Below are 24,298 nucleotides of genomic sequence, written 5' to 3'. Positions count from 1 at the left end.
GACCCGGGCGCAGGTGCGCGCCGCGGCACGGCCGCCCCTAGGATCTGACCCCATGGCAGGTGGACTGGTCGCGCTCCTCGACGACATCGCCGCACTCGTCAAGCTCGCGGCCGCCTCGGTCGACGACGTCGGGGCGGCGGCCGGGCGCGCCAGCGTCAAGGCGACCGGGGTCGTGGTCGACGACACCGCGGTCACCCCCCGCTACGTGCAGGGTCTCGCCCCGGAGCGGGAGCTGCCGATCATCAAGCGGATCGCGCTCGGGTCGCTGCGCAACAAGATCATCGTCATCCTGCCGGTCATCCTCGTGCTCAGCCAGTTCGTCCCCTGGCTGCTGACGCCCCTGCTGATGATCGGCGGCGCCTACCTGTGCTACGAGGGGGCCGAGCGCATCTGGGAGGCGGTGTCGGGACACCACGAGGAGAAGGCCCCGGCCGCCGCCGACGCGAACCAGGAGGAGACGGTCGTCTCCGGAGCGGTCCGCACCGACTTCATCCTCTCCGCCGAGATCATGGTGATCGCCCTGGACGAGGTGAGCCACGAGCCCTTCTGGACCCGTGCCGTGGTCCTGGTCATCGTCGCCGTGGCGATCACGCTGCTCGTCTACGGCGTGGTCGGGCTCATCGTCAAGATGGACGACCTGGGGCTGCGGCTCGCGGCCGGCCGGTCCGGGGCGCTGCAGCGGGTCGGACGGCTCCTCGTCAAGGGCATGCCCGTGCTGCTCCAGGTGCTCTCGACCGTCGGCATCGTCGCGATGCTCTGGGTGGGCGGCCACATCCTGGTCGCCGGGTTCGACGAGATCGGCTGGCCCGCGCCGTACGCCGTCGTCCACCACCTCGAGGAGGCCGGCCACGGCGTGCCGGGCGTGGGCGGCATACTCGGCTGGCTGCTCGGCACGATCGGCTCGGCGGTCTTCGGGCTGGTCGTCGGTGCCCTGGTCGTCGGGCTGCTGCACCTGCTGCCGAGGCGGCGCACCGCGCACGAGGCGTCCCGCAGCTGACCGGTAGACTGGACGACCGCCGGCGTGGGTGATGACCCGCGAGGGCCCAGTCGGGCTGCGCCGGGTCTGCACACCACCGAATCCGGAAGGGATCGTCCATGTCCTTTGACTTCCAGGTTGCCGACCTGTCGCTCGCCCAGGCAGGACGCCACCAGCTGCGCCTCGCCGAGCACGAGATGCCGGGCCTGATGGCGCTGCGCGAGGAGTACGCGTCGAGCCGGCCGCTGGCCGGCGCGCGGATCGCAGGCTCCCTGCACATGACGGTCCAGACCGGCGTGCTCATCGAGACGCTGACGGCGCTGGGGGCCGAGGTCCGCTGGGCCTCGTGCAACATCTTCTCGACCCAGGACGAGGCGGCCGCCGCGGTCGTCGTCGGTCCCGCCGGCACCCCGGACGACCCGAAGGGCGTGCCGGTCTTCGCCTGGAAGGGCGAGACCCTGGCCGAGTACTGGTCGTGCACCGACCGGATCCTCACCTGGCCGGACGGCACCGGGCCGAACATGATCCTGGACGACGGCGGCGACGCGACGATGCTGGTCCACAACGGGGTCCGCTGGGAGCAGGCCGGCCAGGTCCCCGCCACGACCGACGAGGACTCCGAGGAGTTCGCCGTCTTCAAGGACCTCGTGCGGCGCACGATGGCCGCGGACCCGCAGAAGTGGACGAGGGTCGCGGCGGGCGTCAAGGGCGTCACCGAGGAGACGACCACCGGGGTGCACCGGCTGTACCAGCTCGCCGAGGCCGGTGACCTGCTCTTCCCGGCGATCAACGTCAACGACTCGGTGACCAAGAGCAAGTTCGACAACAAGTACGGCTGCCGACACTCGCTCATCGACGGTCTCAACCGCGCCACCGACACGCTCATCGGGGGCAAGGTCGCGGTCATCTGCGGCTACGGCGACGTCGGCAAGGGCTGCGCGGAGTCGCTGGCCGGACAGGGCGCTCGCGTGGTGGTCACCGAGGTCGACCCGATCTGCGCGCTGCAGGCCGCCATGGAGGGCCACCAGGTGGCCCGCCTCGAGGACGTGGTGGAGGTGGCCGACGTGTTCGTCACGACGACCGGCTGCCTGGACGTCATCCGCGCCGAGCACATGGCGCAGATGAAGGACAAGGCGATCGTCGGCAACATCGGCCACTTCGACAACGAGATCGACATGGCCGGGCTGGCCCGGATCCCCGGCATCGTCAAGACGCAGATCAAGCCGCAGGTCCACGAGTGGACCTTCCCGTCGGGCAGGAGCGTGATCATCCTGTCCGAGGGGCGGCTGCTGAACCTCGGCAACGCGACGGGTCACCCCAGCTTCGTGATGAGCAACAGCTTCAGCAACCAGACGATCGCCCAGATCGAGCTGTTCACGAGGACCGACGCGTACGAGCGGCAGGTCTACACCCTGCCGAAGGTCCTCGACGAGAAGGTCGCCCGGCTGCACCTCGACGCGCTCGGGGTGCACCTGACCGAGCTGACGAAGGAGCAGGCCGAGTACCTCGGGGTCGACGTGGCGGGGCCGTACAAGCCCGAGCACTACCGCTACTGAGGCCCCCCGCCACGCTCATGGGTATGCCGCCCAGTGCCCCGCCGCCCGGCGGCATACCCCCAGCGGGGGACGCCGGTGGACCCGACCCGGTCGACCGGGCGTTCGCGACGCGGGCGGGCGCCCGCCGTGTGTGATGATGTGGCGGAACGGCAGTGCCGCGCGGGACGACGGTAACGCTGCGGAGGGAGAGTCACGTGAAGGGTCGGGTTCTGGTCGTTGACGACGACCTGGCGCTCGCCGAGATGCTCGGCATCGTGCTGCGCAACGAGGGGCTCGAGGTCAGCCACGTCGCCGACGGCGCCGAGGCCCTGGCCGCCTTCCGGGAGTCCAAGCCCGACCTGGTCCTGCTCGACGTCATGCTGCCCGGTCTCGACGGCATGGAGGTGTGCCGGCGGATCCGGGCCGAGAGCGGCGTGCCGATCGTGATGCTCACCGCTCGCACCGACACGGTCGACATCGTCGTGGGCCTCGAGTCCGGCGCCGACGACTACGTCGTCAAGCCGTTCAAGCCGCAGGAGCTCATCGCGCGGCTGCGGGCCCGGCTGCGCCGGGGTGACGAGCCGACCCAGGAGCGGCTGATGATCGGCGACCTCGAGATCGACGTCGCGGGCCACGCGGTCAGACGCGACGGACGCCGGCTCTCCCTGACCCCGCTCGAGTTCGACCTGCTCGTCGCGCTTGCCCGCAAACCCTGGCAGGTCTTCACCCGCGAGGTCCTGCTGGAGCAGGTGTGGGGCTACCGCCACGCCGGCGACACCCGCCTGGTGAACGTCCACGTCCAGCGGCTGCGCTCCAAGATCGAGCACGACCCGGAGCATCCGCAGATCGTGGTCACGGTGCGGGGCGTCGGCTACAAGGCGGGCCCCGCCTGACCATGAGCCAGCAGCCCGGACGCCTCGGGCTCGCCCACCGGGCCGAGTCCGCGGTGCGCCACGGCTGGGCGCGGACCCACCACCAATGGCGCTCGTCGCTCAGCTTCCGTGTCGTCGTCGTGACGATGCTGCTCGGGCTGCTGGTCCTGGGGGCCGTCGGGACCTACCTGTACGGTGCGATCGCGCAGGGGCTGGTCGACAGCAGGCAGCAGATCGCCGCGGAGGACAGCCTGCGCCTGGCCAAGGACGCCCAGCGCCAGATCCTCTACACCGACCAGACCGAGTCGATCGCACAGGTGACCCAGTTCGCGACCGAGCTCGTCAAGTCCTACCGCCAGGACGCCGGCAACGAGCGGCGCTACGTCGTGCTGTCCCGTACCGAGAACAACACGGCGCCGGTGAGCATCGGCCCGATCGAGAGCAACGAGATCGGGGTGCGCTTCATCCCGGACAGCCTGCGCCAGGCCGTGTCCGGCTCGCCGGACCGGCAACACCTGCAGGTGGCCACGATCGAGGAGGACGGCCACGAGATCCCTGCGGTGATCGTCGGCCAGCAGGTCGACCTGCCGCTGGTGCGCACCTACGGCCTCTACTTCATCTACCCGATGGACCGCGAGCAGCAGATCATGGGTCTGATCGGGCAGACCTTCCTGCTCGGGGCGGCCGCGCTCGTCCTGCTCGTCGGGGCGATCGCGTTCGTCGTGACCCGTCTGGTGGCCGACCCGGTCCGACGAGCCGCGAGGATCGCCGAGCGCTTCGCGGAGGGCAACCTCGGGGAGCGGATGCGGGTCAAGGGCGAGGACGACCTGGCTCGGCTCGCCACGTCGTTCAACGCGATGGCCGCCTCGCTGCAGCAGCAGATCGCCGAGCTGGAGGACCTGTCCAGGGTCCAGCAGCGGTTCGTCTCCGACGTGTCCCACGAGCTGCGCACCCCCCTGACGACGATCCGCATGGCCGGTGACCTCATCCACGACTCGCGCGCGGACTTCGACCCGGCCGTGGCCCGCTCCGCGGAGCTGCTCCGGGGCGAGGTCGACCGTTTCGAGGCGCTGCTGGCCGACCTGCTCGAGATCTCCCGCTTCGACGCGCGTGCCGCCGTGCTGGAGACCGAGGCGACCGACCTGCGGTCCTGCGTCGAGCGGGTCGTCGCCGCCCACCGCACCCTGGCCCAGCGCAAGGGCAGCGCGCTGGTGGTGGACCAGCCCGACGAGCCGGTCGTGGCCGACATGGACGCCCGGCGCATCGAGCGGATCCTGCGCAACCTGGTCGCCAACGCGATCGAGCACGGCGAGGGTGGCCCGATCGAGATCGCCCTGGGACAGAACGACTCGGCCGTCGCGGTGACCGTCCGGGACCACGGCATCGGCCTGCGCCCCGGCGAGGCGGCCCTGGTGTTCACGCGGTTCTGGCGGGCCGACCCGGCCCGCGCCCGCACGACCGGGGGGACGGGTCTGGGGCTGGCGATCGCGCTCGAGGACGCGCGGCTGCATGCGGGGCGACTCGAGGCCTGGGGAGCCCCGGGCGAGGGCTCGTGCTTCCGCCTCACCCTGCCGAGGAAGGCGCAGGTGACCATCACCGGCTCGCCCCTGCCGCTCAGCCCGACGGCCGAGCAGGCCCCGGCCCCGACCGCGGAGGACGGCTCGGGCCGCGTGACCGGCCCTGAGCGGGTCGGCACGACCGCTTCCGGGGAGCCGGACCGGTGAGCACGCGCAGGCGACTGGCCGCGGCGGCCCTGTCGGTCGTCGCCGTCCTCGGGGTGTCCGCCTGCGGCGGCCTGCCCGGCGACGGGCCGGTCCTCGAGGGCCGGCGCCTCGACGAGGTGATCGCCGACCCGGTCCGGGTGCTCCCGCAGGGCCCCTTCGACGGCGCCACGCAGGAGCAGGTGGTGCTCGGCTTCATCCGGTCGAACGAGGACGTCGACGAGAACCGGGAGACCGGCAAGTCCTACCTGGCGCCGCAGTCGCCCGACCTGTGGCGCTGGACCAGCGAGGACGTGGTGATCTACGACACGGCCGACGACCTGAAGGTCGAGCGCCTGGGTCCCGAGCAGCTCGAGGTGTCGACGGTCGCGGTGGCCCTGGTCTCGGCCGACGGCCGCTACCGGGAGCTGCCCGGCGGCACCCGGGCGAAGGTGACCTTCGGTCTGACCAAGGTCAACGGGCAGTGGCGCATCGAGCTGCCCCGCACGGGCTTCGGTCTCTGGCTCGACTCGGCGGCGTTCGACCGGCTCTACGAGGCACGTCGGGTCTACTACGTGACCCCGAGCGGCCGGCGCCTCGTGCCCGACGTCCGGTGGTTCCCGAGCGGACCCCGGATGGTGACCACCCTCGCCCGCGCGCAGCTGGGCCCGGTGCCGGACTACCTTGCCGGCGCGCTCCGGACAGGGGTGCCGCAGGGCACCAAGCTGTCGGTCAACGCGGTCCCGGTGGCGAACGGGCGGGCGCAGGCCAACCTCACCGAGCCGGCCCTGAAGGCCGACCCCAACGAGCGGGCCGCCATGTGGGCGCAGCTGGCCGCGACGCTCGGCCAGGTCCCGGCCGTCCAGTCCGTGGGTCTGGCTGTCGAGGGCGTCGAGCTCGAGCTGCCCGGGGTCGGCGCCTGGGTCTCCGGGCCCGACGAGCTCGACTACAGCCGGGTGACCTCCACCAGCTACGACACCGCCCTGGTCCGCACGGGCGCGACGTTCTCGCGGGTCGACCCCCGCGCGATCCCCGAGAGCGATGCCGCCCACAGGCCCGCCGACACGGACCGGCAGACGGGCGACCCCACCTCCATCCCCACCGAGTGGACCCGGCTGGCCCTCTCGGTGGACGGCAAGGAGGTGGCTGCGGTCAACGCGGACCGGACCCAGCTGTCCCGGTGGCGCGCGGACCGCTGGCGGGTCTCGCCCTCCTTCGCCGACACCCTGACCGCGCCGACCTACGACACGTCGGGATACCTGTGGGTCGGCGGGGTCGCACCCGACGGCAAGGGCGGGCTGTGGGCCCTCCACGCGGACTCGACCGGCACCGACCAGGCCTGGCGGCCGGTCGCCGCCCCCTGGCTGGCCAAGCGCCGGGTAACCGCCGTCGCGCTGTCCCGGGAGGCCGCACGGCTGCTGGTGATCTCGACCGACGCGGCGGGTCACGGGCCCAGGCTGGATGTCGCCGGCGTCATCCGCGCCCCGAGCGGGGAGCCGACCGGCCTCGCGGCCCCGCTGCGGCAGGCCGAGCCGCTGACGCTCCTGCGCGACGTCGTGTGGCTCGACAGCGACTCGTACGCCGTGCTCGGGCGGGTCGACTCGAAGGACCCGGTCCGGCCGTGGACGGGGTCGATCGGGGGCGGCCTCGACGGGATCCGGCGCCACGGCCGGTCCCAGCCGCAGGACAGCCGTCTCGCGCCGGTCCCGGATGCCGCCTCCATCACGACGGTCGGCGGGACCCGCGGCATCATGATCGTCACCGGCGACGGCAAGGTGCTCGCCCGGGCGGGCCGGACCTGGCCGGTGGTCGCGACCGGCACCGACGTGCTGGTCCCCGGTCGCTGACCGGCCGGTGTCGCCGAGGCTGTGTCCACACCCGGGGTCCCGTATGCCGCTCGTCCACAGCGCGCGGACGGGGGCATTCCCCTCGGCGCCGTCTCCGGCTGGACTGCGGCCGTGTCGCTACGCCAGCTGCTCGACCTGGTCCTGCCCGCCGAGTGCGCCGGTTGCCGCCGAGCCGGGTCCCCGTGGTGCCGGCGCTGCTGCCGTGCCCTCGACCGGCTCGCCTTCCCCGGCGGGCCACGACTCGTCACCCCCGACCCGGCCCCGCCCGGCGCGGTTCCCGTCCACGCCTGGGGTGCGTACGGCGACCCGCTGCGGGCCGTCGTCACGGCCTGGAAGGACGAGGGCCGACGCGACCTCGTCGGGGTGCTCGCGCCGCTGCTGACCGCCGCCCTGGCGACCGTGCCGACTCCCGGACGCGACCGCGACGACCCGGTGCTGGTCGTGCCGGCCCCGTCGTCCCGGCGTTCCCGACGGGTACGCGGCGACGTCCCGCTGCACGAGCTCACCGCTCGGGCCCTGCAGGCGCTGGCCCCCGGTCCGGAGGTGTTCGCCCCGGTGCTCGGTGAGTGCCGGGACGTGCTGGACCAGTCCCGGCTCGGGTCCGCGGCGCGGCGGGCCAACGTCAGCGGCGCGTTCACGGTGCGGCGCGCCTGGCGCCCGCTCGTCACCGGGCGCGACTGTGTCGTCGTGGACGACCTGATGACCACCGGGGCCACCATCGCCGACTGCGCGCGAGCCCTGCGGGGGGCCGGCGCCGCCGGCGTGCGGGGCGTGACCATCGCCGCGCCCCGGCGGCGAGCCGGCCGGTAACCCGCCGGGCGCCCGCTGCCGGAGCCGCGCTCCTGACCGGTGGCCGGGGTCGGCACGGCCGCGAACCGCCGACCCCGCACCACCGACGCGCCGGTTGCGTGATCCCTTCCGCCACGTCGGCGGGGAGGTTACTGTCGAGATATCAGCCCCAGTTCCCGCGGGCGCCGTCAGGGGCACCCGTGTTTGATCGAGCGAAAGGGGTGGTGCCGCGGCAGACTTGAGGGGCCTCACCCGGGCCCGGACGCAACAACACCGAATGCGCGATCAAGGAGGAACCGTGGAGATCGTCGTCACTGGACGTCACGTCCAGATCCCCGACCGCTTCCGTGAGCAGCTGGACGAGCGCCTGGCCAAGGTGCCGACGCTGGTCCCGAAGGTGCACCGGATCGACGTGGTGGTCACGAACGAACGGGTCAGCCGGGCCTCGCAGCGGGTCGAGATCACCTGTCGCGCGAAGGGCCCGGTCATCCGTGCCGAGGCCAGTCGGGACGACAAGTTCGTGGCGCTCGACGCGGCGGTGGACAAGCTGCTCGAGCGGCTGCGACGCAGCAACGACAAGCGACGGGTGAGCCGGGGACGACGGCTACCCGAGTCGGTCGGCCAGGCGACGGCCCGGGTGGCGCCCCTGGACGGAGCAGCGCAGCCTGCCGGCGCCCCGTCCCAGGACGGCGTGACCGATGACCTCGACAGGTTCGGCGCGATGGGCAACTCGCCGATCGAGGTCCGCGAGAAGGTCCACGCGGCAGCTCCGATGAACCTCGAGGACGCGCTGAACCAGATGGAGCTGGTCGGGCACGACTTCTTCCTCTACCACGACCTCGACACCGACCAGCCGAGCGTGGTCTACCGGCGGCGCGGGTGGAGCTACGGGGTGATCCATCTCGACACCGCTGTCGAGCCCGTGGGTTCGTCGGGGTCGGCTGCGGCGGCCGGCTGAGCCGGCCCGGTGGCGCCGGCCTCGGGTCGAGACCTGCCGCCCTCGCGACATTTGGGATGATGTCGACTGTGCCGGCCACCAGCTCCGAACGTATCCGCGTCCTGATCGTCGACGACCACGCCCTCTACCGTCGGGGCTTGCAGACCATCCTCGGTACCGAGGACGGCATCGAGGTCGTCGGGGAGGCGGCCGACGGGGTCGAGGCGGTGCAGATCGCCGAGCAGACCCGGCCCGACGTGGTGTTGATGGACGTCGGCATGCCGAGACGGGGCGGCATCGAGGCGTGCCGCACCATCCGGCAGCGCGTGCCTTCGGCGCGGATCCTCATGCTGACCAGCTCCGACGACGAGGCGCACCTGTTCGACGCGGTCCGCGCGGGCGCCAGCGGGTACCTGCTCAAGGACGTGCCGCCCGAGGAGGTGGCTGACGGGATCCGTGGGCTGCACCACGGCCAGGCGCTCATCTCGCCGATGATGGCGGCCAAGCTGCTGACCGAGTTCGCCAGCCTGAGCGACCACGAGAGCGTCCCGGCGCCGACCCCGGGCCTCGAGGTGCCCCGGCTGACCAACCGGGAGCTGGACATCCTCGGCCACGTCGCACGCGGCCGGCTCAACCGCGAGATCGCCCGAGACCTGTTCATCTCCGAGAACACCGTGCGCAACCACATCCGCAACATTCTCGACAAGCTGCAGATGCACTCCCGCATGGAGGCGGCGATGTACGCGGTGCGCCAGCGGCTCATCGACCCCGACGAATGAGCGTCGGCAGCGGCCGCGACAGCAGGCCGGAACGTCGGTCGGCGTGACGACGGCAGCCGCTGCCGGCCCGGAGTGCCGGCCCGCGCGACGCATCAGCCGCGAGCAGGCCCGGCGCATCGCGATCGCGGCGCAGGGTCTGCTCGACCCCCAGCCGGAACCGTTCCGGGCGACCACGCGCCACCTGCAACGGGTCATCGACCGGGTCGGCGTGGTGCAGATCGACAGCGTCAACGTGCTCGTGCGCAGCCACTACCTGCCCTTCTTCTCGCGGCTCGGGCCGTACGACACCGCCCTGCTCGACCGGGCCCGCGACCGCGCACCGCGGCGCCTGGTCGAGTACTGGGCCCACGAGGCGAGCCTCATCCCCCCGCAGACGTGGCCGCTGCTCGACGCGCGGATGCGGACCGCCGCCGAGCATGCCTGGGGCTCGATGCGCCGCGTCCTGGCCGAACGACCGGAGCTGGTCGGGCTCGTGGAGGAAGAGGTGCGCCGACGAGGTCCGCTGACGGCTCGCGAGGTCGAGGCGGGCCTCGAGCACGACCGGACCCGCCGTACCGACGACTGGGGGTGGAACTGGTCCGAGGTGAAGCAGGCGCTCGAGTACCTCTTCTGGGCCGGACGCATCAGCTGCGCCGGACGGACCGCCCAGTTCGAGCGGAGGTACGCCGCGCTCGAGGTGACCGCACCGCCGGCGCTCCGCGCGGCGTGGCTGGACCGGGCCGGGCCCGGTGCCGACCCGGAGCGTTTCCTCGAGCTGGTCCGGATCGCCGCCCGGGCCCACGGCATCGGCTCGGAGCGCTGCCTGGCCGACTACTTCCGCCTGACGCGCGAGCAGGTGCGCCCGGCCATCCAACGGCTCGTCGCCGACGGGGAGCTCGTGCCGGTCTCGGTGCCCGGTTGGCGGCAGGCCTGGCTCCACGCGGCGGCGCGAGTGCCGCGGCGGGTGCACGTCGAGGCGCTGCTGAGCCCCTTCGACTCACTCGTCTGGCAGCGCCACCGGGTCCACGTGCTGTGGGACTTCCACTACCGGATCGAGATCTACACCCCAAGGGAGAGGCGGGTGCACGGCTACTACGTCCTGCCCTTCCTGTTCGGCGACCGCCTCGTCGCGCGCTGCGACCTGAAGGCCGACCGGCAACGTGGCGTGCTGCGCTGCCACTCGGTCACGTGGGAGCCGGACGTCCCGGTCGGGGCGCCGGCCGCGCTGCAACGTCAGCTGCAGTCGATGGCCACCTGGCTCGGTCTCGAGTCGGTCCGGCCCGGCGCCGGCCCCGCCCCGACGGGGCCGGCGGCTGGCCCGGGAAGGCCGTGAGCGGCATCCGCGCCGGTCGGTGGCGGCGGGTCGGCACCTGCTGGAACGGCGCGTGGGGGCTCGTCCGTTGGTGGGGGAGAGGGGTGGCGGCTAGCCTTGTCGGGTCCCGTGCAGACCCACGGGGGCTGTCGCGCGCCGCGGGCGGCACACGAGTCAGTCGGGAGAGAACAACGCCATGGTGATCGAGAAGCTGCTGCGCGCCGGTGAGGGCCGGACCCTGAAGAAGCTGCAGGGCATCGCGAAGCAGGTCAACGCCCTCGAGGCCGACTTCGAGAAGCTCACCGACGAGGAGCTGCGCGAGGAGACACCGGAGTTCCGCCGTCGCCTCGAGCAGGGGGAGGCCCTCGACGCGCTGCTGCCGGAGGCGTTCGCCGCGGTTCGCGAGGCGAGCAAGCGGACCCTCGGCAAACGGCACTTCGACGTGCAGCTGATGGGTGGTGCCGCACTGCACCAGGGCAACGTCGCGGAGATGAAGACCGGTGAGGGCAAGACCCTGGTGGCGACCCTGCCGAGCTACCTGAACGCCCTGACCGGCAAGGGCGTGCACGTCATCACCGTCAACGACTACCTCGCCGAGTACCAGTCCGAGCTGATGGGCCGCGTCCACCGGGCGCTGGGCATGGAGACCGGATGCATCCTGGCCTCGATGACGCCCGAGCAGCGGCGCGTCGAGTACGCCAAGGACATCACCTACGGCACCAACAACGAGTTCGGCTTCGACTACCTGCGCGACAACATGGCCTGGTCGCCGGACGAGCTCGTGCAGCGCGGCCACAACTTCTGCATCGTCGACGAGGTCGACTCGATCCTCATCGACGAGGCGCGCACCCCGCTGATCATCTCGGGGCCGGCGGACATGGCCACGAAGTGGTACGTGGAGTTCGCCAAGCTCGTGCGGCGGCTGAACCGCGGCGAGGAGGGCCGCGGCGACTACGAGGTCGACGAGAAGAAGCGCACCGTCGGCGTCCTCGAGCCGGGGATCGCCAAGGTCGAGGACCTGCTCGGCATCGAGAACCTCTACGACACCGTCAACACGCCGCTGATCGGCTACCTCAACAACGCGATCAAGGCCAAGGAGCTGTTCAAGCGCGACAAGGACTACGTCATCATGAACGGCGAGGTCCTGATCGTCGACGAGCACACCGGCCGGATGCTGCCGGGCCGGCGCTACAACGAGGGGATGCACCAGGCCATCGAGGCCAAGGAGGGCGTGGAGATCAAGAACGAGAACCAGACGCTCGCGACGATCACCCTGCAGAACTACTTCCGGATGTACGACAAGCTCTCCGGCATGACCGGGACGGCCCAGACCGAGGCTGCCGAGCTCAACTCCATCTACAAGCTCGGGGTCATCCCGATCCCCACGAACATGCCGATGATCCGCCTCGACCAACCGGACCTGATCTACCGGACCGAGGAGGCGAAGTTCGAGGCCGTCGTCGAGGACATCGCGGAGCGGCACGAGAAGGGCCAGCCGGTACTCGTCGGTACGACCTCGGTCGAGAAGAGCGAGTACCTGCACCAGGAGCTGAACCGCAAGGGCGTGCGCCACAACGTCCTCAACGCGAAGTACCACGAGCAGGAGGCGACGATCGTGGCCGACGCCGGCCGCCGGGGCGCCGTCACGGTGGCGACGAACATGGCCGGACGCGGCACCGACATCATGCTCGGCGGCAACTCCGAGTTCCGCGCGGTGGCCGAGCTCAAGCGACGTGGCCTCGACCCGGAGCAGACCCCGGAGGAGTACGAGGCCGCGTGGGACGAGGCGCTCGCCGCGGCCGAGGCTGCGGTGTCCGAGGAGCACGACCAGGTCACCGGCCTCGGCGGTCTTTACGTGCTCGGCACCGAGCGGCACGAGTCGAGGCGGATCGACAACCAGCTCCGCGGCCGGTCCGGCCGCCAGGGCGACCCGGGGGAGTCGCGCTTCTACCTCTCGCTCCAGGACGACCTGATGCGGCTGTTCAACGCCGGCATCGTCGACCGGTTCATGCAGACCGCCGGCATGGACGACACCACGCCGATCGAGTCGAAGATGGTGACCAACTCGATCCAGAAGGCCCAGGGCGCCGTCGAGGCCCAGAACTACGAGATCCGCAAGAACGTCCTCAAGTACGACGACGTCATGAACCGGCAGCGCCAGGTCATCTACGACGAGCGGCGCTCGGTCCTTGAGGGTGAGGACCTGCAGGAGCAGATGCGGATGTTCGTCAACGACGCCGTGGGCGGCTACATCGACGCCGCGACCGCCGAGGGCTTCGCCGCCGACTGGAACCTCGAGCACCTCTGGGACGCGCTGCGCCAGGTCTACCCGGTGTCGCTGACGATCGAGCAGGTCGAGGACATGGCAGGCGGCCGCCAGCTCGTCACCCCCGAGCTGCTTCGCGAACAGCTCCTCACGGACGCCCACGAGGCCTACGACCGGCGCGAGGAAGCGCTCGGCCCCGAGACGATGCGCGAGGTCGAGCGGCGGGTCGTCCTGTCGGTGCTCGACCGCAAGTGGCGCGAGCACCTGTACGAGATGGACTACCTGCAGGACGGCATCGGCCTGCGTGCGATGGCCCAGCGCGACCCGCTCATCGAGTACCAGCGCGAGGGCTTCCAGCTCTTCGAAGCCATGATGGACTCGATCAAGGAGGAGTCGGTCTCGCACCTGTTCAGCGTCGAGGTCCAGGTGGCCCCGGCCACCGTGCCGGTCGGTGCCGTCGCGCCGCAGTCGGTCTCCGACATGGTCGCGGGTCTGGCCGCGCCGCCGGCGGCCGTGGACGCCGGGGCCGAGCCCTCCCGTGAAGTCGACGGGGAGCCGGTGCCGGCCGGCGTCAGCGTCTCCGGGGTCGACCTGCGTACGGGCGGCGACGCCGGCCGCGTGCTCAGCTACTCGGCCCCGGGCGAGGACGGGTCGGTGGTGCGGTCCGGCGGTGGGCAGCGTCCCGTCGAGCGGGCGGCCGACCGGCGCGGCAAGAAGGTCAAGCGCAAGCGCCGCTGACGACCTGGTGACGCGGTCCTTCCGGACGCCCTCCAGACCCTCGGCCGATCCTCACCCCGTCGTCGAACGAGCGGGCTCAACCGACGGTGAGCTGCGTGACGAGCCACCGACCGTCGAGCCCTTCGAGACGCAGGGCCAGGGCTCGCACCCGGCCGTGCGCAACCACGACGGCACATGCCTCGACGATGCCGTCTGCGGGCTCGCACAGCCTGACCCGTCGCACCATGGCGCTGCGCCGCGGGCCGGTCGGCTGCCGTCTGGCCGCGACGAGCGCCCGACGGGCCAGCCCCGCGTAGACCTCCGGTGAGGTGTGCCGGATGAGCTGGGGGGCCGGACGCTGCGCGGCGATGACCTCGATGATCGCCTGGGCCATCTTGGCCACGAACGAGGTGGGGTCGGGAAGCAGGCTGCGCCGCGTCGGGCGACGCGAGCTGTCGTCGTCCGGGCCGTAGGTGAAGTCGAGGGCGAGGGCAGCCTGGGTGTATGGCACAGGTGTCGCCGGGCGGTAGGCCTCCTCTGCCGAGATCACGGGCGGCTCGGTGGCCGGCGCGGGACGGACGAGGACGGGCTTGGTCGTCATCGGTGCTCTCCAAGGTCTGGGATGCGCAGCTGTTGGCCGGGACGGATCAGGTCCGGGTCCGCGCCGATCACGTCGGCGTTGAGGGCGTACCACGCCGGCCAGGCGAGCGCGATCTGCCGGTCGGTGGCGCCCGGACCCAGCTGCCGTGCCGCGAGCGACCACAGCGAGTCGCCCTTCCGGACGGTCATCAGGTCGTCCGCTGCCGTCACCGTTCGCGGGGTCGGGGCGAGCAGGGCGCTCAGGTCAGGGTCTGTCGCCTTCGGGGGACGCACGGGTAGCCACCGGGGATCGGGCACCTTCGCGGCGCCCTCGTCGGCAGGCGCGGTCGGGGCGAAGGCAGGTGTGACGGGGTTCCCCCGGCGGGGAGCGGCAGCGCCGGTCGTCGGGGACGGTGCGAAGCCGGGCTCAGGAGCCCCGGGGACGTCCGGCGTGGCCGGCTGCCTCACCCCGCCGGACGGGTGCGGTGCTGCCGTGGCGGCGACCGGGGCGCCGGTGGCCGGGCCGAGGGGCAGGCTCATGGTGCTGATCCCCGTGCCCAGCACGAACGCCAGCACGCGACCGACGAGCGCCGGCGTCAGGGCCTCGGCGCAACCGGCTGCGCTGCGTCCCACTGCCCCCGGCACGAGACCGAGGACGGTCAGCAACGAGGTCAGCGTCAGCCAGGCCGTCAAGCCCAGGGCCGCCCAGACGAGCACGCCGCCGATGACGTCGTCGAGCCGGGGGACCGGCACGTCCGTGACCGGCCACGACGAGCGGGCCAGCGGCAGGAGGACGGCATCCACCACGGCGATGCCGATGGTCGTCACGAGGGTCATCGCGCCGAAGGTTCGGGCCGCGGCCCAGCTTCGTGCCGAGGACGAGGGTTGCGTCTGCACGCCTTTATTTAACGTTGTTTGACGTCGATTGACAACACCGGGGTGTGACGATGTGCTTGGGTAGGTGTTCAGCAGGGCGAGCGGGCGAAGGCGGAAGGGATAGGTCGGTGCAGATGCGGTGGGACCGGCTCTTCGAGGACCTCGACGGGCAGATCGAGTCGGACGTGCTGCGCGAGCGCGAGGCCGAGGTCGCCGACCGGACGCGTCGGGAGCGGGCCCAGATCGACATCCAGTCGCGCCTGCTCGCCTCGGTAGGCGCCCCGCCGGTCACCGTGCGGCTCGCCAACCGAACCCTGACGGGTGTCGTCCGGGACGTGGGCCCGGACTGGGTGCTGCTCGAGACCGAGGGTCAGCGGGCGCTGCTCGTGGTCACCGCAGCAGTGGGCTCCCTGGTCGGTGTCGTCCGTGGCGCGGTGCAGCCGTCGGCCGTCGCCAGGCGTTTCGGCCTGGGCGCTGCGCTGCGGGCGATCAGCCGGGACCGGTCGGTGGTCGAGCTCGTGGCAGCGGCTACCGCGCTGGTGGGCACCATCGACGTCGTGGGCTCGGACCACCTGGAGATCGCCGAGCACGCCCCGGACCTACCGAGACGTGCTCGCAACGTGCAGGCCGTCCACGTCGTGCCCTTCGCGGCCGTCGAGACGGTGCGGCAGGTGCGACCCTGAGCGACCCTCGGACACGGGTCACTCCTCGTCGGTGCCGCCCCCGAACGGATGGGCCTTGACGAACGTGCGGGTCTCGGTATACATCCGCTGGATGTAGCTCTCCAGCTCGGTGGCCTCGACGCGCCACTGGCCGCGACCACCGATCTTGATGGCGGGCAGCTCCCCGGAGCGGACGAGGGCGTACGCCTGGGCCGACGAGATGTTGAGGATCTCGGAGACCTCGGCAAGTTGGAGAAAGCGCTGGGCCACGACTGCTCCTGTGTTCTCACGAGTCTTGACGGTTCCTTGGGACATTCTTGACCATCTCTTTACTCTTTGTCTGCCCTTTGGATGACGTGGTCAGAATCCCCCGTGGCTCTCGCACGTGCTTCGATCCTAGGGGCACCTACTTGGACGGACCCGCAGTTGTCCACAGGACGACTCCGAGACGACAGTTTGGGCCCGTTTCGGGCAGGATGTGGCCGCGACAGGTCGGGAGCCACCCGGCCCGGATCTTCATGGGAGCACGATGCAGCACTTACCGACACCTACCGCCGCGCGACTTCGTCGACCGTCATGGCGCGACAGCCGCCTCGTCGTGGGCGTGCTGCTGGTACTCCTCGCGGCCACGCTGGGGGCACGGCTGGTGGCCGGCCTGGACGACCGGGTCCCCGTGTACGTGGCCAGCCGCGACCTGGTGGTGGGCGATCCGGTCGACGCCGCCGCGCTGACCCGAGTGGACGTTCGGCTCGACGGCGATGTCGCGCCGTACCTGTCGGCCGGATCGGCCCTGGGCCCGGACCAGTTCGTGCTGCGCGACATCCGCGCCGGAGAGCTCGTCCCGCGGGCTGCGGTCGGTTCGGGCGGGAGCCTGGACGTGCAGCTGGTGACGGTCGGTGTGGCGACCCTCTCGGCAACCGGTCTGCACAGCGGCAGCCTCGTGGACGTGTTCCTCAGCGACGTGCCGGCCGGCAGCGAGCACGGCACGAAACCCACGGCCCGACGGGTGCTGGAGGGTGTCGGGGTGTCCGCCGTGCTCGGGGCGTCGGGCAGCTTCGGGACTGCCGCGCAGACGTCCGTGCAGGTCTTCGTGCCCCGAGCCAAGGTCAAGGACCTCATCGAGGCGGTCGACGGCGGAGCGAACATCACGCTGGTGCCGGTCGCCGGCCCGACCGTCGGTGCCCGGTCATGACATCGGTCGTCACCGCCCTGAGCCACCGTTGGGAGGCCACCGTCGGTGCGGCCCTCGAGCCGCTGGCCGACGTCACCGTCGTGCGACGGTGTGCCGACGTCCCCGAGCTCGTCTCGGTCACCGCGGCAGGCCTCGGTACCTGCGCCGTCGTGTCGGCGGACCTGCGTGGCCTCGACCTCGGGGTCGTCGAGTCGCTGCACGCCCGGGGCATCTGGGTCGTCGGGCTGCACGAGCCCGACCAGGAGGCCGACGAGCGACGGCTGCGCCAGCTGGGCGTCGACGCGGTCCTGGCGACCGACGCCACCGGCCCGGTGCTGGCGGCCGCCGTGCGGGACCGCAGCACGGCTGCGGCCATCCCCGGGGTGACGGACCCGGCGGCCCCTTCGCAGGTGGTCGGCCCCGATGCGCGTCCCGGATGGCGCCCAGCCGGCCCGTCGGACGCCGCCGGTGCCGCCATGGCTCCCTCGAGCTCGGGGCCCGGCATCGACGCTGCCGAGGCGGGCCGGGTGCTGGCGGTGTGGGGCCCGCACGGGTCCTCCGGGCGCACCACCATCGCGGTCACCCTCGGTGCCGAGCTCGCGGCTCGCGGACACTCGGTGCTGCTGGTGGACGCCGACACCTACGGCGGCTGCATCGCCCAGGTCCTGGGCCTGCTCGACGAGGCCCCGGGCATCGCCGCCGCCTGCCGAGCCGCCGAGCACGGAGACCTAGACCTGGTCGCGCTGGCCCGCGTGGCCCCCGAGGTCACGACACGGCTACGGGTCCTCACCGGGCTGCCGAGGCCCGATCGCTGGCCCGAGATCCGGTCAGCGGCGCTCGAGCGAGTCCTGACCGTGGGTCGCTCGCTGGCCGAGTACGTCATCGTCGACTGCGGCTTCTGCCTGGAGGAGGACGAGGAGCTCAGCTACGACACCCAGGCGCCCCGGCGCAACGAAGCGACGTTGACCTCGCTGTCGGTGTCCGACGAGGTGCTCGCGGTCGGTGGCGCCGACCCGGTCGCGCTGCAGCGCTTCGTGCGGGGCATGCAGGAGCTCGGCACGGTGCCCTCGGGTGCCCCCCGGCCGATCATCAACAGGGTCAGGGCCAGTGCGGTCGGTGCCGACCCCCGGTCGCGCATCAGCGCCTCGCTCGAGCGTTTCGCCGGGCTGGGGTCCGTCCAGTTCGTACCGGACGACCCGGCCGCGGCCGACGGGGCGCTGCTCGCCGGACGGACCGTGGTCGAGCACGCGCCCGACTCGGCCCTGCGGCAGGCCGTCAGCGAGCTGGCCTGCTCCGTGGCGCCGAGCACCGCCCGCCGACCTGCTCGACGACCGATGTGGCGGGTCCGTGGTCGGGCGCCGGTGCTGGGGGCGTGACCCGGGTGGTGGGTGATCCCCCGAGCACGTGCCGCCGCCGGGTTGGCGTGCTGCCCACCCGGCTCGCTCTGGCAGAGTGAGAGCATGTCCGACCGGCTGACCTCGCTCGACGCCTCGTTCCTCTATCTCGAGGAGAGCACGACGGCCATGCACGTCGGCTCGGTCATGATCTTCCAGCCGCCCGTCGAGGGCTTCGACTACGACCAGCTGATCCGGATCATGGGGCGCCGGATCGGTGCGATCCCCCGCTTCCGCCAGAAGGTGCGTGACGTGCCGGGTCGGATCGCCAACCCGGTCTGGGTCGACGACGAGAACTTCGACATGGGCTACCACGTACGGCGCACCGGCCTCCCACGCCCGGGCAGCGACCCGCAGCTGCAGGACTTCGTCGCGCGGGTCCAGGCTCGTCGGCTGGACCGCTCGCGACCGCTCTGGGAGGTCTACCTCGTCGAAGGGCTCGAGCAGGGTCGGTTCGCCATCGTCACCAAGACCCACCACGCCCTGATCGACGGAGTCCACGCCCTCGACATCGCGCACCTGATCGTCGACTCCACGCGCGGCGCGGTCGGCCCTGCGGACGACCAGGACCCGTGGGAGGCGCATCGTCCGCCCGGCAGCCTCGAGCTGGTCACCGAAGCCGTCGTGGACGCCGTGCGGCGCCCCGCCCAGGTCGTCGACCTCGTCCGGGGTGGTGTCGAGGACGTGCTCTCCGTCGGGCGGCGAGCCGCGGAGTCGGCGGGGTCGATGCTCTCGGCGCTGGCCCGGACGGCTGCGCGGCCGGCACCCGAGTCACCGCTGAACGCGGAGATCGGCACGACCCGGCGCTGGGTCAACGTCGCGACCGACCTGCAGGACTACCGCGACGTGCGCACCCACCTGGGCCGCGGCGCCTACGCCGACGACGTCACGATCAACGACGTCATCCTCGCGACGATCGCCGGTGGGTTCCGCACGTGGCTGCTGAACCGTGGGGAGGCGGTCAGCGGCAGCACGGTCGTGCGGGCCATGGTCCCGGTCAGCATCTACGGCCACGACCCGAGCGGGATGTACGCCAACCAGGTCATGGCCTGTGTCGTCAACCTGCCCGTGGGTGAGCCGGGCGCCTCGATGCGGCTGCACCAGATCGCGTTCGCCATGCGACAGCAGATGGAGGGCGGCCAGGCCGTCGGCGCAACCGCGCTGGCCAACCTGGCCGGCTTCGCACCGCCGACCCTGCACGCCCTCGGCGCCCGGCTCGGCTCGGCCATGTCGCGCCGCATCTACAACGTCATGATCACCAACGTCCCGGGCCCGCAGAGCCCGCTCTACGCGGGCGAGGCGCAGATGCTGTCGACCTATCCCGTCACACCGCTCGCGAAGGGCCAGGCGCTGTCGATCGGCGTCACCTCGTACAACGGCGGGGTGTACTACGGCCTCAACGCCGACCGCGACGCCATGCCCGACGTCGACGTGCTGGCACAGTCGATCCGTGACTCGCTCACCGAGCTCGCGAGCGGGCGGGGCTCGTGATGCCGGTCGTGCGGCTCTACGTGCCTCTGGGTGGAGCGACCCTCCGCGAAATCGCCGCCACCGGGGTCCTTCGCGCCGGTGTCGCGGCCCCGGTCGAGGCCTACGCCGTCACCGACGAGCTGACGGCACTGCTGCCGGGGCTCGACCAGGAGGCTCTGGAGTACACCGCGTTCCTCGACGCCGTCGCCGTGTCGGCCACCTTCCGCGAGCACCGTGGCGATCGGCGCCTCGTCATCGCTGCCGACGCCGACCCGGAGGCTGTCCAGCCGGGCTCGCGCACGCCCAGTGCCGTGCGGCTCGTCGACACCCTGCCCGTCTCGAGGATCGCCTCCCTCCACGTCGGTGAGGTAGCCCCGCTCGCCGGCAGGACCCCGACCGACCCGGACGAGCCGCTGCTGTGGTATGACGTCACCGAGCTCGGCGAGGTTGCCGCCCTCTTTCCCGCTGCGGGCGCTCGACCCGGGCGGGGCGCGCACGGCTGACCTCGAGGTCGTCCCAGCCCCTGGTCCGGGGGCTCCACCGGGCCCGCCTCCCTTGTTACGTTCTGGCCATGGACTTCACCGCCGAGGAGTACGAACGGCGCGATGCCGCGCGACTGGCCGAGATCCTGACCGGCCCGCCCCTGACCTGGGTGTTCGCCGGTGACAGCATCACGAGGGGGGTCGGCCACACCCACGGCCGGCGCAACTTCGTGGAGCACTTCGCCGAGCGTCTCTGCGGGGAGCTGGGCCGGAGCCGGGACGCCGTCATCAACTCCGGGGTGGCGGGCGCGACGGTAGCCGATCTGCTCGACGAGTTCCATTGGTGGGTAGGCAGGTTCGCTCCCGACGTCGTTCTTGCCATGTTCGGCACCAACGATGCGCTCGTGGAACGCGAGGGCGGTCCTCGGGCCTTCCGGTACGACCTCGGGCAGTTCGTCGAGCGGTCCCGTGACCTGGGCGCGACCGTCATCCTGCAGACCCCGCCGCCGGTCGCCGCGGGGGACAGACGCGACCCCGATACCGTCGCTGCCTACGCGGCCGAGGTCCGGGTGGTGGCTCGGGAGCTCGGGGTCCCCCTCGTCGACCACGCTGCCGTATGGCGCGCTGCCGGGCCCGTGGCGGGGGTCGCGTCCGGTTGGCTCGATGACACCGTGCACCCCAGCGCCCTGGGCCACCACGAGCTCGCGCTGGCGTTGTTCGACCGGCTCGGCGTCCGCGACCCCGACAGCCCGGTCTGCGCACTGCGTCTCGACGCTGTCGTGGCACCCGCGACCTGAGCCGAGCGGTCCCTACCCGGGCGGACCTGCCGTTCGGGGCCCGGACTCCGCGGGCGATCGAGGTCCTGGGCGATGAGACGATGAGGGTGGGTGCGCCGGGCGCGCGCCCGTCGTCGATCATCAGGAGTCCTGACATGGACGCAGTCACCCAGCTTCCCGCACCGGTCAACGAGCCGGTCCTCGACTACGCACCCGGGTCACCGGAGCGAGCGGCCCTGACGGCCGCGCTCGCGCAGCTCGGATCCACACAGACGCAGCTGCCCGCGACCATCGGCGGCGAACGCGTGGTCGGCTCGGGCGAGCCGATCGAGGTCCGCCGTCCGGACCGGCGCGAGGTCGTGCTCGGCGTGCTGCACAACACCACCGTGGCAGAGGCTCGTCGGGCCGTCGCAGCGGCCAAGGACGCAGCTCCCGGGTGGCGGGCGCTCTCGTTCGACGACCGGGCATCGATCCTGCTCAAGGCGGCCGAGCTGCTGTCCGGACCATGGCGGGCCCGGATGAACGCCGCGACGATGCTGGGCCAGTCCAAGACCCCGTACCAGGCCGAGATCGACAGCGCGTGCGAGCTGATCGACTTCTGGCGCATCAACGCGTACTACGCCCGTCAGATCCTCGCCGACCAGCCACCGCTGAACTCGCGTGGCGTCTGGAACCGAGCCGACCACCGCCCGCTCGAAGGTTTCGTCTACGCGATCACCCCGTTCAACTTCACCTCGATCGCCGGCAACCTGCCGACGGCCCCCGCCCTCATGGGCAACACCGTCGTGTGGAAGCCCTCGCCCACCCAGCAGCTGGCCGCCCAGGTCATCATGGAGCTGCTCGAGGCCGCGGGGCTGCCTCCGGGGGTGATCAACATGGTCACCGGCGACGGCATCCACGTCTCCGAGGTCGCACTGCACGACCCGGACCTGGCCGGGATCCACTTCACCGGCTCGACGCCGACGTTCCAGCACCTGTGGGCCGAGGTCGGCGCGAACATCCGCAACTACAAGGCCTACCCACGCCTGGTCGGCGAGACGGGCGGCAAGGACTTCATCGTCGCGCACCCCTCCGCGGACCCGGCGGTGCTGCGCACCGCGATGGTGCGTGGCGCCTTCGAATACCAGGGGCAGAAGTGCTCGGCGGCGTCGCGGGCGTACGTGCCCGAGTCGGTCTGGGCGCGGATCCGCGACGACCTGGTCGCGACCACGAACGACCTGCCGCAGGGCGACGTCACCGACTTCGGCAACTTCATGGGCGCCGTCATCGACGAGCGAGCCTTCGCCAAGCACAAGGGGGCCATCGACCGGGCGCACGCCGCGGAGGGGATCGAGGTTGTCGCGGGTGGCACCTACGACGACACGGTCGGTTGGTTCGTGCGCCCGACCGTGATCGAGGTCAAGGACCGTGGGGACGAGATGTTCGCCACCGAGTACTTCGGGCCGATCCTGGCCGTGCACGTCTTCCCCGACGGGCAGTTCGACGCCGTCGTCGACCAGATGGAGTCGTTCGCGCCCTACGCGCTGACCGGCTCGATCTTCGCCCAGGACAGGAGGGCGATCGCCGCGGCCACGGAACGGCTGCGCTTCGCGGCCGGGAACTTCTACATCAACGACAAGCCGACCGGTGCCATCGTCGGGCAGCAGCCGTTCGGCGGCGGTCGCGCCTCGGGCACCAACGACAAGGCGGGGGCGCCGCAGAACCTGCTCCGCTGGACCAGCGTCCGCGCGATCAAGGAGACGTTCGCGCCCCCGACGCAGTGGCGCTACCCGCACATGGGCTGACCCGGCCGCCCCGGAGCGACCGGGCGGAGCCGCGGGAAGGTGGTGGGAGGCGTCGCGACCAGCCCGGCGTGATCAGCGCTGTTCGGACAGCCAGGCGCGACCCACGGTGCCCTCGCTGCGGATCCCGTCGATTATCGCCGGTGCGGCAGTCCTCTCGATCCGGCCGCCGATGAGTGGCACCGAGGCCTTGAGCTTGCCGTCCAGGCGCATCTGCGTGCCGTTGCCCGCCGGCACGAGTGCGAGCCTGGCCCGCAACGAGACAGGAGCCCCGCCGAGCTCCACGGTGAGCTCACCGGTGCGTGAGCCGTCGCCGTCCGGGGCGGCCCACTCGTACGTCTCCGTGATCATCAGGCGTCGCCCGATCAGGGACTTGGCGAAGTCCGGCAGGTTCTCCGTCGGCAGCTCGCGCCTGGTCACGACCCGGCGGCCGGCGTCCAGCCGGGTCACGGCCACGTCGTGCGACAGGGCCCCGGCCTGCTCGCACTTGCGTCCCTGGAACCGCTCGTCGGTGAGCATCGCGAACACCACATCGGGGGCGGCGGGATACTCGACCGTCTCGGAGATCTTCATGGAGGACACGCTATTGCACGGTCTGCACCGACCGGGCCCGCTCGGAGATCCCCCGCAGCACCACCAGGGACACGTCGAGGTCCCGCGAGAACGAGGCGAGGTCCCGACCCTGCGCGGCGGCGACCCGGTTGAGCAGCTCCTGGAGCCGCTCGCGAACCTGTGCCCGGGTGTCCGGCGCCACCCTGCTCGGGCCGGGCCGCGGGCACACCCGGGTCCCCTCGATGTCGAGCTCGTGCCGCGCCGCCTCCCTGCGCAGGTTCCGGCGCCGGACCGAGCGTTCCACGTCGCCCGTGGCGAGCCGTTGCAGCACCGCCCCGATCCGGTCCAGCTCGTCGGCCACGGCCCTGATGAGGTCACGTTCCCGGCAGGTCTCGGGGGCGCCATCCGAGGGTCCGACCGCAGCGGGCTCGCCCAGCAGCTCCAGCAGGCCCACCAAGGTGAGCGCGTGCGTGCGAAGCGCGCCGCCCAGGGCCGACGTCGAGACCGGGTCGGCGGCCTCAGGGACCACCGCAGCACCGCCGACCCACGGTCGCATCCGGTGGCCCGACCCGGTCGAGCAGCCGCTCCCCGAGCGCGTCCGACACCGCGAGCAACGCCTCCGACGCCTGCTCGACCCAGGCGTCCAGCCGCCCCTGGGTCGACGCGCTGCCCAGCTCGGGCAGGTGCGTCAGCAGGTCCGCGGCGAGGTCACGGGTCAGGGACCTGCCGTCGACGAGCGCCCGCGCCACCCGTGCCGAGGGTCCGGGCGTGACGTCCACATCGGCCATGCCCCTCACCCTAGACAGGTTCGGGCAGATCCTCGGGAAGTTCTCCACCGACCTCGAT

Annotated in this window: 23 protein-coding genes; 17 read left to right on the top strand and 6 right to left on the bottom strand. The window is 72.0% G+C overall.

The genetic code is table 11. The features are described 5' to 3' along the window. The first annotated feature begins 52 nt into the window (after positions 1–52). The 10 genes from WMI84_RS01680 to secA all read left to right on the top strand — a co-directional run bounded on the left by WMI84_RS01680 (position 53) and on the right by secA (position 13,730). Positions 53–997 (top strand): DUF808 domain-containing protein, encoded by a 945-nt coding sequence (locus WMI84_RS01680; RefSeq protein ID WP_347350261.1) that lies wholly within the window; start codon positions 53–55, stop codon positions 995–997. A gap of 98 nt (positions 998–1,095) precedes the next feature. Next, entirely contained in the window at positions 1,096–2,532 is a 1,437-nt protein-coding gene (ahcY, locus tag WMI84_RS01675) for an adenosylhomocysteinase (RefSeq protein ID WP_347350260.1), read from the top strand. Positions 2,533–2,726: 194 nt separating this feature from the next. Further along, positions 2,727–3,404 (top strand): MtrAB system response regulator MtrA, encoded by a 678-nt coding sequence (gene mtrA / locus WMI84_RS01670; RefSeq protein WP_347350259.1) that lies wholly within the window; start codon positions 2,727–2,729, stop codon positions 3,402–3,404. A gap of 2 nt (positions 3,405–3,406) precedes the next feature. Next, entirely contained in the window at positions 3,407–5,107 is a 1,701-nt protein-coding gene (gene mtrB, locus WMI84_RS01665) for an MtrAB system histidine kinase MtrB (protein WP_347350258.1), read from the top strand. Further along, positions 5,104–6,930: an LpqB family beta-propeller domain-containing protein gene (locus tag WMI84_RS01660; protein WP_347350257.1), complete on the top strand. Its 1,827-nt coding sequence runs from the start codon at positions 5,104–5,106 to the stop codon at positions 6,928–6,930. Before mtrB ends, WMI84_RS01660 begins: the two co-directional genes overlap by 4 nt. Positions 6,931–7,041: 111 nt before the next feature. Then, positions 7,042–7,740 carry a phosphoribosyltransferase family protein gene (locus WMI84_RS01655; protein WP_347350256.1) on the top strand — a complete coding sequence of 233 codons (699 nt, stop codon included), beginning with the start codon at positions 7,042–7,044 and terminating at the stop codon, positions 7,738–7,740. A 277-nt stretch (positions 7,741–8,017) separates the two neighbouring features. Then, positions 8,018–8,677: a ribosome-associated translation inhibitor RaiA gene (gene raiA / locus WMI84_RS01650; RefSeq protein ID WP_347350255.1), complete on the top strand. Its 660-nt coding sequence runs from the start codon at positions 8,018–8,020 to the stop codon at positions 8,675–8,677. A gap of 59 nt (positions 8,678–8,736) precedes the next feature. Continuing rightward, entirely contained in the window at positions 8,737–9,435 is a 699-nt protein-coding gene (locus WMI84_RS01645; RefSeq protein WP_347350254.1) for a response regulator transcription factor, read from the top strand. Positions 9,436–9,478: 43 nt separating this feature from the next. Next, positions 9,479–10,747, top strand: a complete 1,269-nt coding sequence (locus WMI84_RS01640; RefSeq protein WP_347350253.1) for a crosslink repair DNA glycosylase YcaQ family protein — start codon at positions 9,479–9,481, stop codon at positions 10,745–10,747. A gap of 175 nt (positions 10,748–10,922) precedes the next feature. Beyond that, positions 10,923–13,730, top strand: coding sequence for a preprotein translocase subunit SecA (gene secA, locus WMI84_RS01635; protein WP_347350252.1), 2,808 nt, complete (start codon positions 10,923–10,925; stop codon positions 13,728–13,730). Positions 13,731–13,806: 76 nt separating this feature from the next. Here the strand turns inward: secA and WMI84_RS01630 are convergent, their stop codons facing one another. Both WMI84_RS01630 and WMI84_RS01625 read right to left on the bottom strand, forming a co-directional pair. Beyond that, complete coding sequence (locus tag WMI84_RS01630; RefSeq protein WP_347350251.1) at positions 13,807–14,310, bottom strand: Rv3235 family protein; 504 nt, start codon at positions 14,308–14,310, stop codon at positions 13,807–13,809. Further along, complete coding sequence (locus WMI84_RS01625) at positions 14,307–15,185, bottom strand: LysM peptidoglycan-binding domain-containing protein (RefSeq protein ID WP_347350250.1); 879 nt, start codon at positions 15,183–15,185, stop codon at positions 14,307–14,309. Before WMI84_RS01625 ends, WMI84_RS01630 begins: the two co-directional genes overlap by 4 nt. A gap of 107 nt (positions 15,186–15,292) precedes the next feature. On the opposite strand from WMI84_RS01625, the gene WMI84_RS01620 reads away from it, so the two are divergent. Next, on the top strand, positions 15,293–15,847 hold the full coding sequence (locus tag WMI84_RS01620) for a hypothetical protein (RefSeq protein WP_347350249.1): 555 nt from the start codon (positions 15,293–15,295) through the stop codon (positions 15,845–15,847). A gap of 18 nt (positions 15,848–15,865) precedes the next feature. On the opposite strand, the gene WMI84_RS01615 is transcribed toward WMI84_RS01620, so the two are convergent. Continuing rightward, a complete protein-coding gene (locus WMI84_RS01615) occupies positions 15,866–16,096 on the bottom strand; it encodes a helix-turn-helix domain-containing protein (RefSeq protein ID WP_347350248.1) in 231 nt (76 codons plus the stop codon). Positions 16,097–16,355: 259 nt separating this feature from the next. Here WMI84_RS01615 and WMI84_RS01610 point away from each other — a divergent pair, with 259 nt between their 5' ends. The 6 genes from WMI84_RS01610 (at position 16,356) to pruA (ending at position 22,903) form a co-directional block, all read left to right on the top strand. Then, positions 16,356–17,018 carry a hypothetical protein gene (locus WMI84_RS01610; RefSeq protein WP_347350247.1) on the top strand — a complete coding sequence of 221 codons (663 nt, stop codon included), beginning with the start codon at positions 16,356–16,358 and terminating at the stop codon, positions 17,016–17,018. Beyond that, on the top strand, positions 17,015–18,373 hold the full coding sequence (locus WMI84_RS01605) for a hypothetical protein (RefSeq protein ID WP_347350246.1): 1,359 nt from the start codon (positions 17,015–17,017) through the stop codon (positions 18,371–18,373). The genes WMI84_RS01610 and WMI84_RS01605 overlap by 4 nt, the downstream gene beginning before the upstream one ends. A gap of 84 nt (positions 18,374–18,457) precedes the next feature. Next, complete coding sequence (locus WMI84_RS01600) at positions 18,458–19,882, top strand: wax ester/triacylglycerol synthase family O-acyltransferase (protein ID WP_347350245.1); 1,425 nt, start codon at positions 18,458–18,460, stop codon at positions 19,880–19,882. Then, a complete protein-coding gene (locus WMI84_RS01595) occupies positions 19,882–20,364 on the top strand; it encodes a hypothetical protein (protein WP_347350244.1) in 483 nt (160 codons plus the stop codon). The genes WMI84_RS01600 and WMI84_RS01595 overlap by 1 nt, the downstream gene beginning before the upstream one ends. Before the next feature lie 68 nt (positions 20,365–20,432). After that, on the top strand, positions 20,433–21,140 hold the full coding sequence (locus tag WMI84_RS01590; RefSeq protein ID WP_347350243.1) for an SGNH/GDSL hydrolase family protein: 708 nt from the start codon (positions 20,433–20,435) through the stop codon (positions 21,138–21,140). Between the two features lie 134 nt (positions 21,141–21,274). Further along, positions 21,275–22,903 (top strand): L-glutamate gamma-semialdehyde dehydrogenase, encoded by a 1,629-nt coding sequence (gene pruA, locus WMI84_RS01585; protein WP_347350242.1) that lies wholly within the window; start codon positions 21,275–21,277, stop codon positions 22,901–22,903. A 72-nt stretch (positions 22,904–22,975) separates the two neighbouring features. Here the strand turns inward: pruA and WMI84_RS01580 are convergent, their stop codons facing one another. The 3 genes from WMI84_RS01580 to WMI84_RS01570 are packed head-to-tail and all read right to left on the bottom strand — an operon-like array spanning position 22,976 to position 24,240. Next, positions 22,976–23,473, bottom strand: coding sequence for a DUF2505 domain-containing protein (locus WMI84_RS01580; RefSeq protein WP_347350241.1), 498 nt, complete (start codon positions 23,471–23,473; stop codon positions 22,976–22,978). Between the two features lie 10 nt (positions 23,474–23,483). Further along, positions 23,484–23,981, bottom strand: coding sequence for a hypothetical protein (locus tag WMI84_RS01575; protein ID WP_347350240.1), 498 nt, complete (start codon positions 23,979–23,981; stop codon positions 23,484–23,486). After that, entirely contained in the window at positions 23,971–24,240 is a 270-nt protein-coding gene (locus WMI84_RS01570; RefSeq protein ID WP_347350239.1) for a hypothetical protein, read from the bottom strand. The genes WMI84_RS01575 and WMI84_RS01570 overlap by 11 nt, the downstream gene beginning before the upstream one ends. Between the last annotated feature and the right edge of the window lie 58 nt (positions 24,241–24,298).

The sequence above is a fragment of the Intrasporangium sp. genome (assembly GCF_039812505.1).
GTDB lineage: Bacteria > Actinomycetota > Actinomycetes > Actinomycetales > Dermatophilaceae > Intrasporangium_A.
This window is presented reverse-complemented; position numbering and strand designations above follow the sequence as displayed.

Coding starts and splice junctions, on each gene's coding strand:
- mtrB (WP_347350258.1), top strand. CDS start 3,407: ATGAGCCAGCAGCCCGGACGCCTCGGGCTCGCCCACCGGGCCGAGTCC.
- WMI84_RS01680 (WP_347350261.1), top strand. CDS start 53: ATGGCAGGTGGACTGGTCGCGCTCCTCGACGACATCGCCGCACTCGTC.
- WMI84_RS01630 (WP_347350251.1), bottom strand. CDS start 14,310: ATGACGACCAAGCCCGTCCTCGTCCGTCCCGCGCCGGCCACCGAGCCG.
- WMI84_RS01645 (WP_347350254.1), top strand. CDS start 8,737: ATGTCGACTGTGCCGGCCACCAGCTCCGAACGTATCCGCGTCCTGATC.
- WMI84_RS01610 (WP_347350247.1), top strand. CDS start 16,356: ATGCAGCACTTACCGACACCTACCGCCGCGCGACTTCGTCGACCGTCA.
- WMI84_RS01595 (WP_347350244.1), top strand. CDS start 19,882: ATGCCGGTCGTGCGGCTCTACGTGCCTCTGGGTGGAGCGACCCTCCGC.
- WMI84_RS01590 (WP_347350243.1), top strand. CDS start 20,433: ATGGACTTCACCGCCGAGGAGTACGAACGGCGCGATGCCGCGCGACTG.
- WMI84_RS01600 (WP_347350245.1), top strand. CDS start 18,458: ATGTCCGACCGGCTGACCTCGCTCGACGCCTCGTTCCTCTATCTCGAG.
- ahcY (WP_347350260.1), top strand. CDS start 1,096: ATGTCCTTTGACTTCCAGGTTGCCGACCTGTCGCTCGCCCAGGCAGGA.
- WMI84_RS01580 (WP_347350241.1), bottom strand. CDS start 23,473: ATGAAGATCTCCGAGACGGTCGAGTATCCCGCCGCCCCCGATGTGGTG.
- WMI84_RS01570 (WP_347350239.1), bottom strand. CDS start 24,240: ATGGCCGATGTGGACGTCACGCCCGGACCCTCGGCACGGGTGGCGCGG.
- secA (WP_347350252.1), top strand. CDS start 10,923: ATGGTGATCGAGAAGCTGCTGCGCGCCGGTGAGGGCCGGACCCTGAAG.
- pruA (WP_347350242.1), top strand. CDS start 21,275: ATGGACGCAGTCACCCAGCTTCCCGCACCGGTCAACGAGCCGGTCCTC.
- WMI84_RS01605 (WP_347350246.1), top strand. CDS start 17,015: ATGACATCGGTCGTCACCGCCCTGAGCCACCGTTGGGAGGCCACCGTC.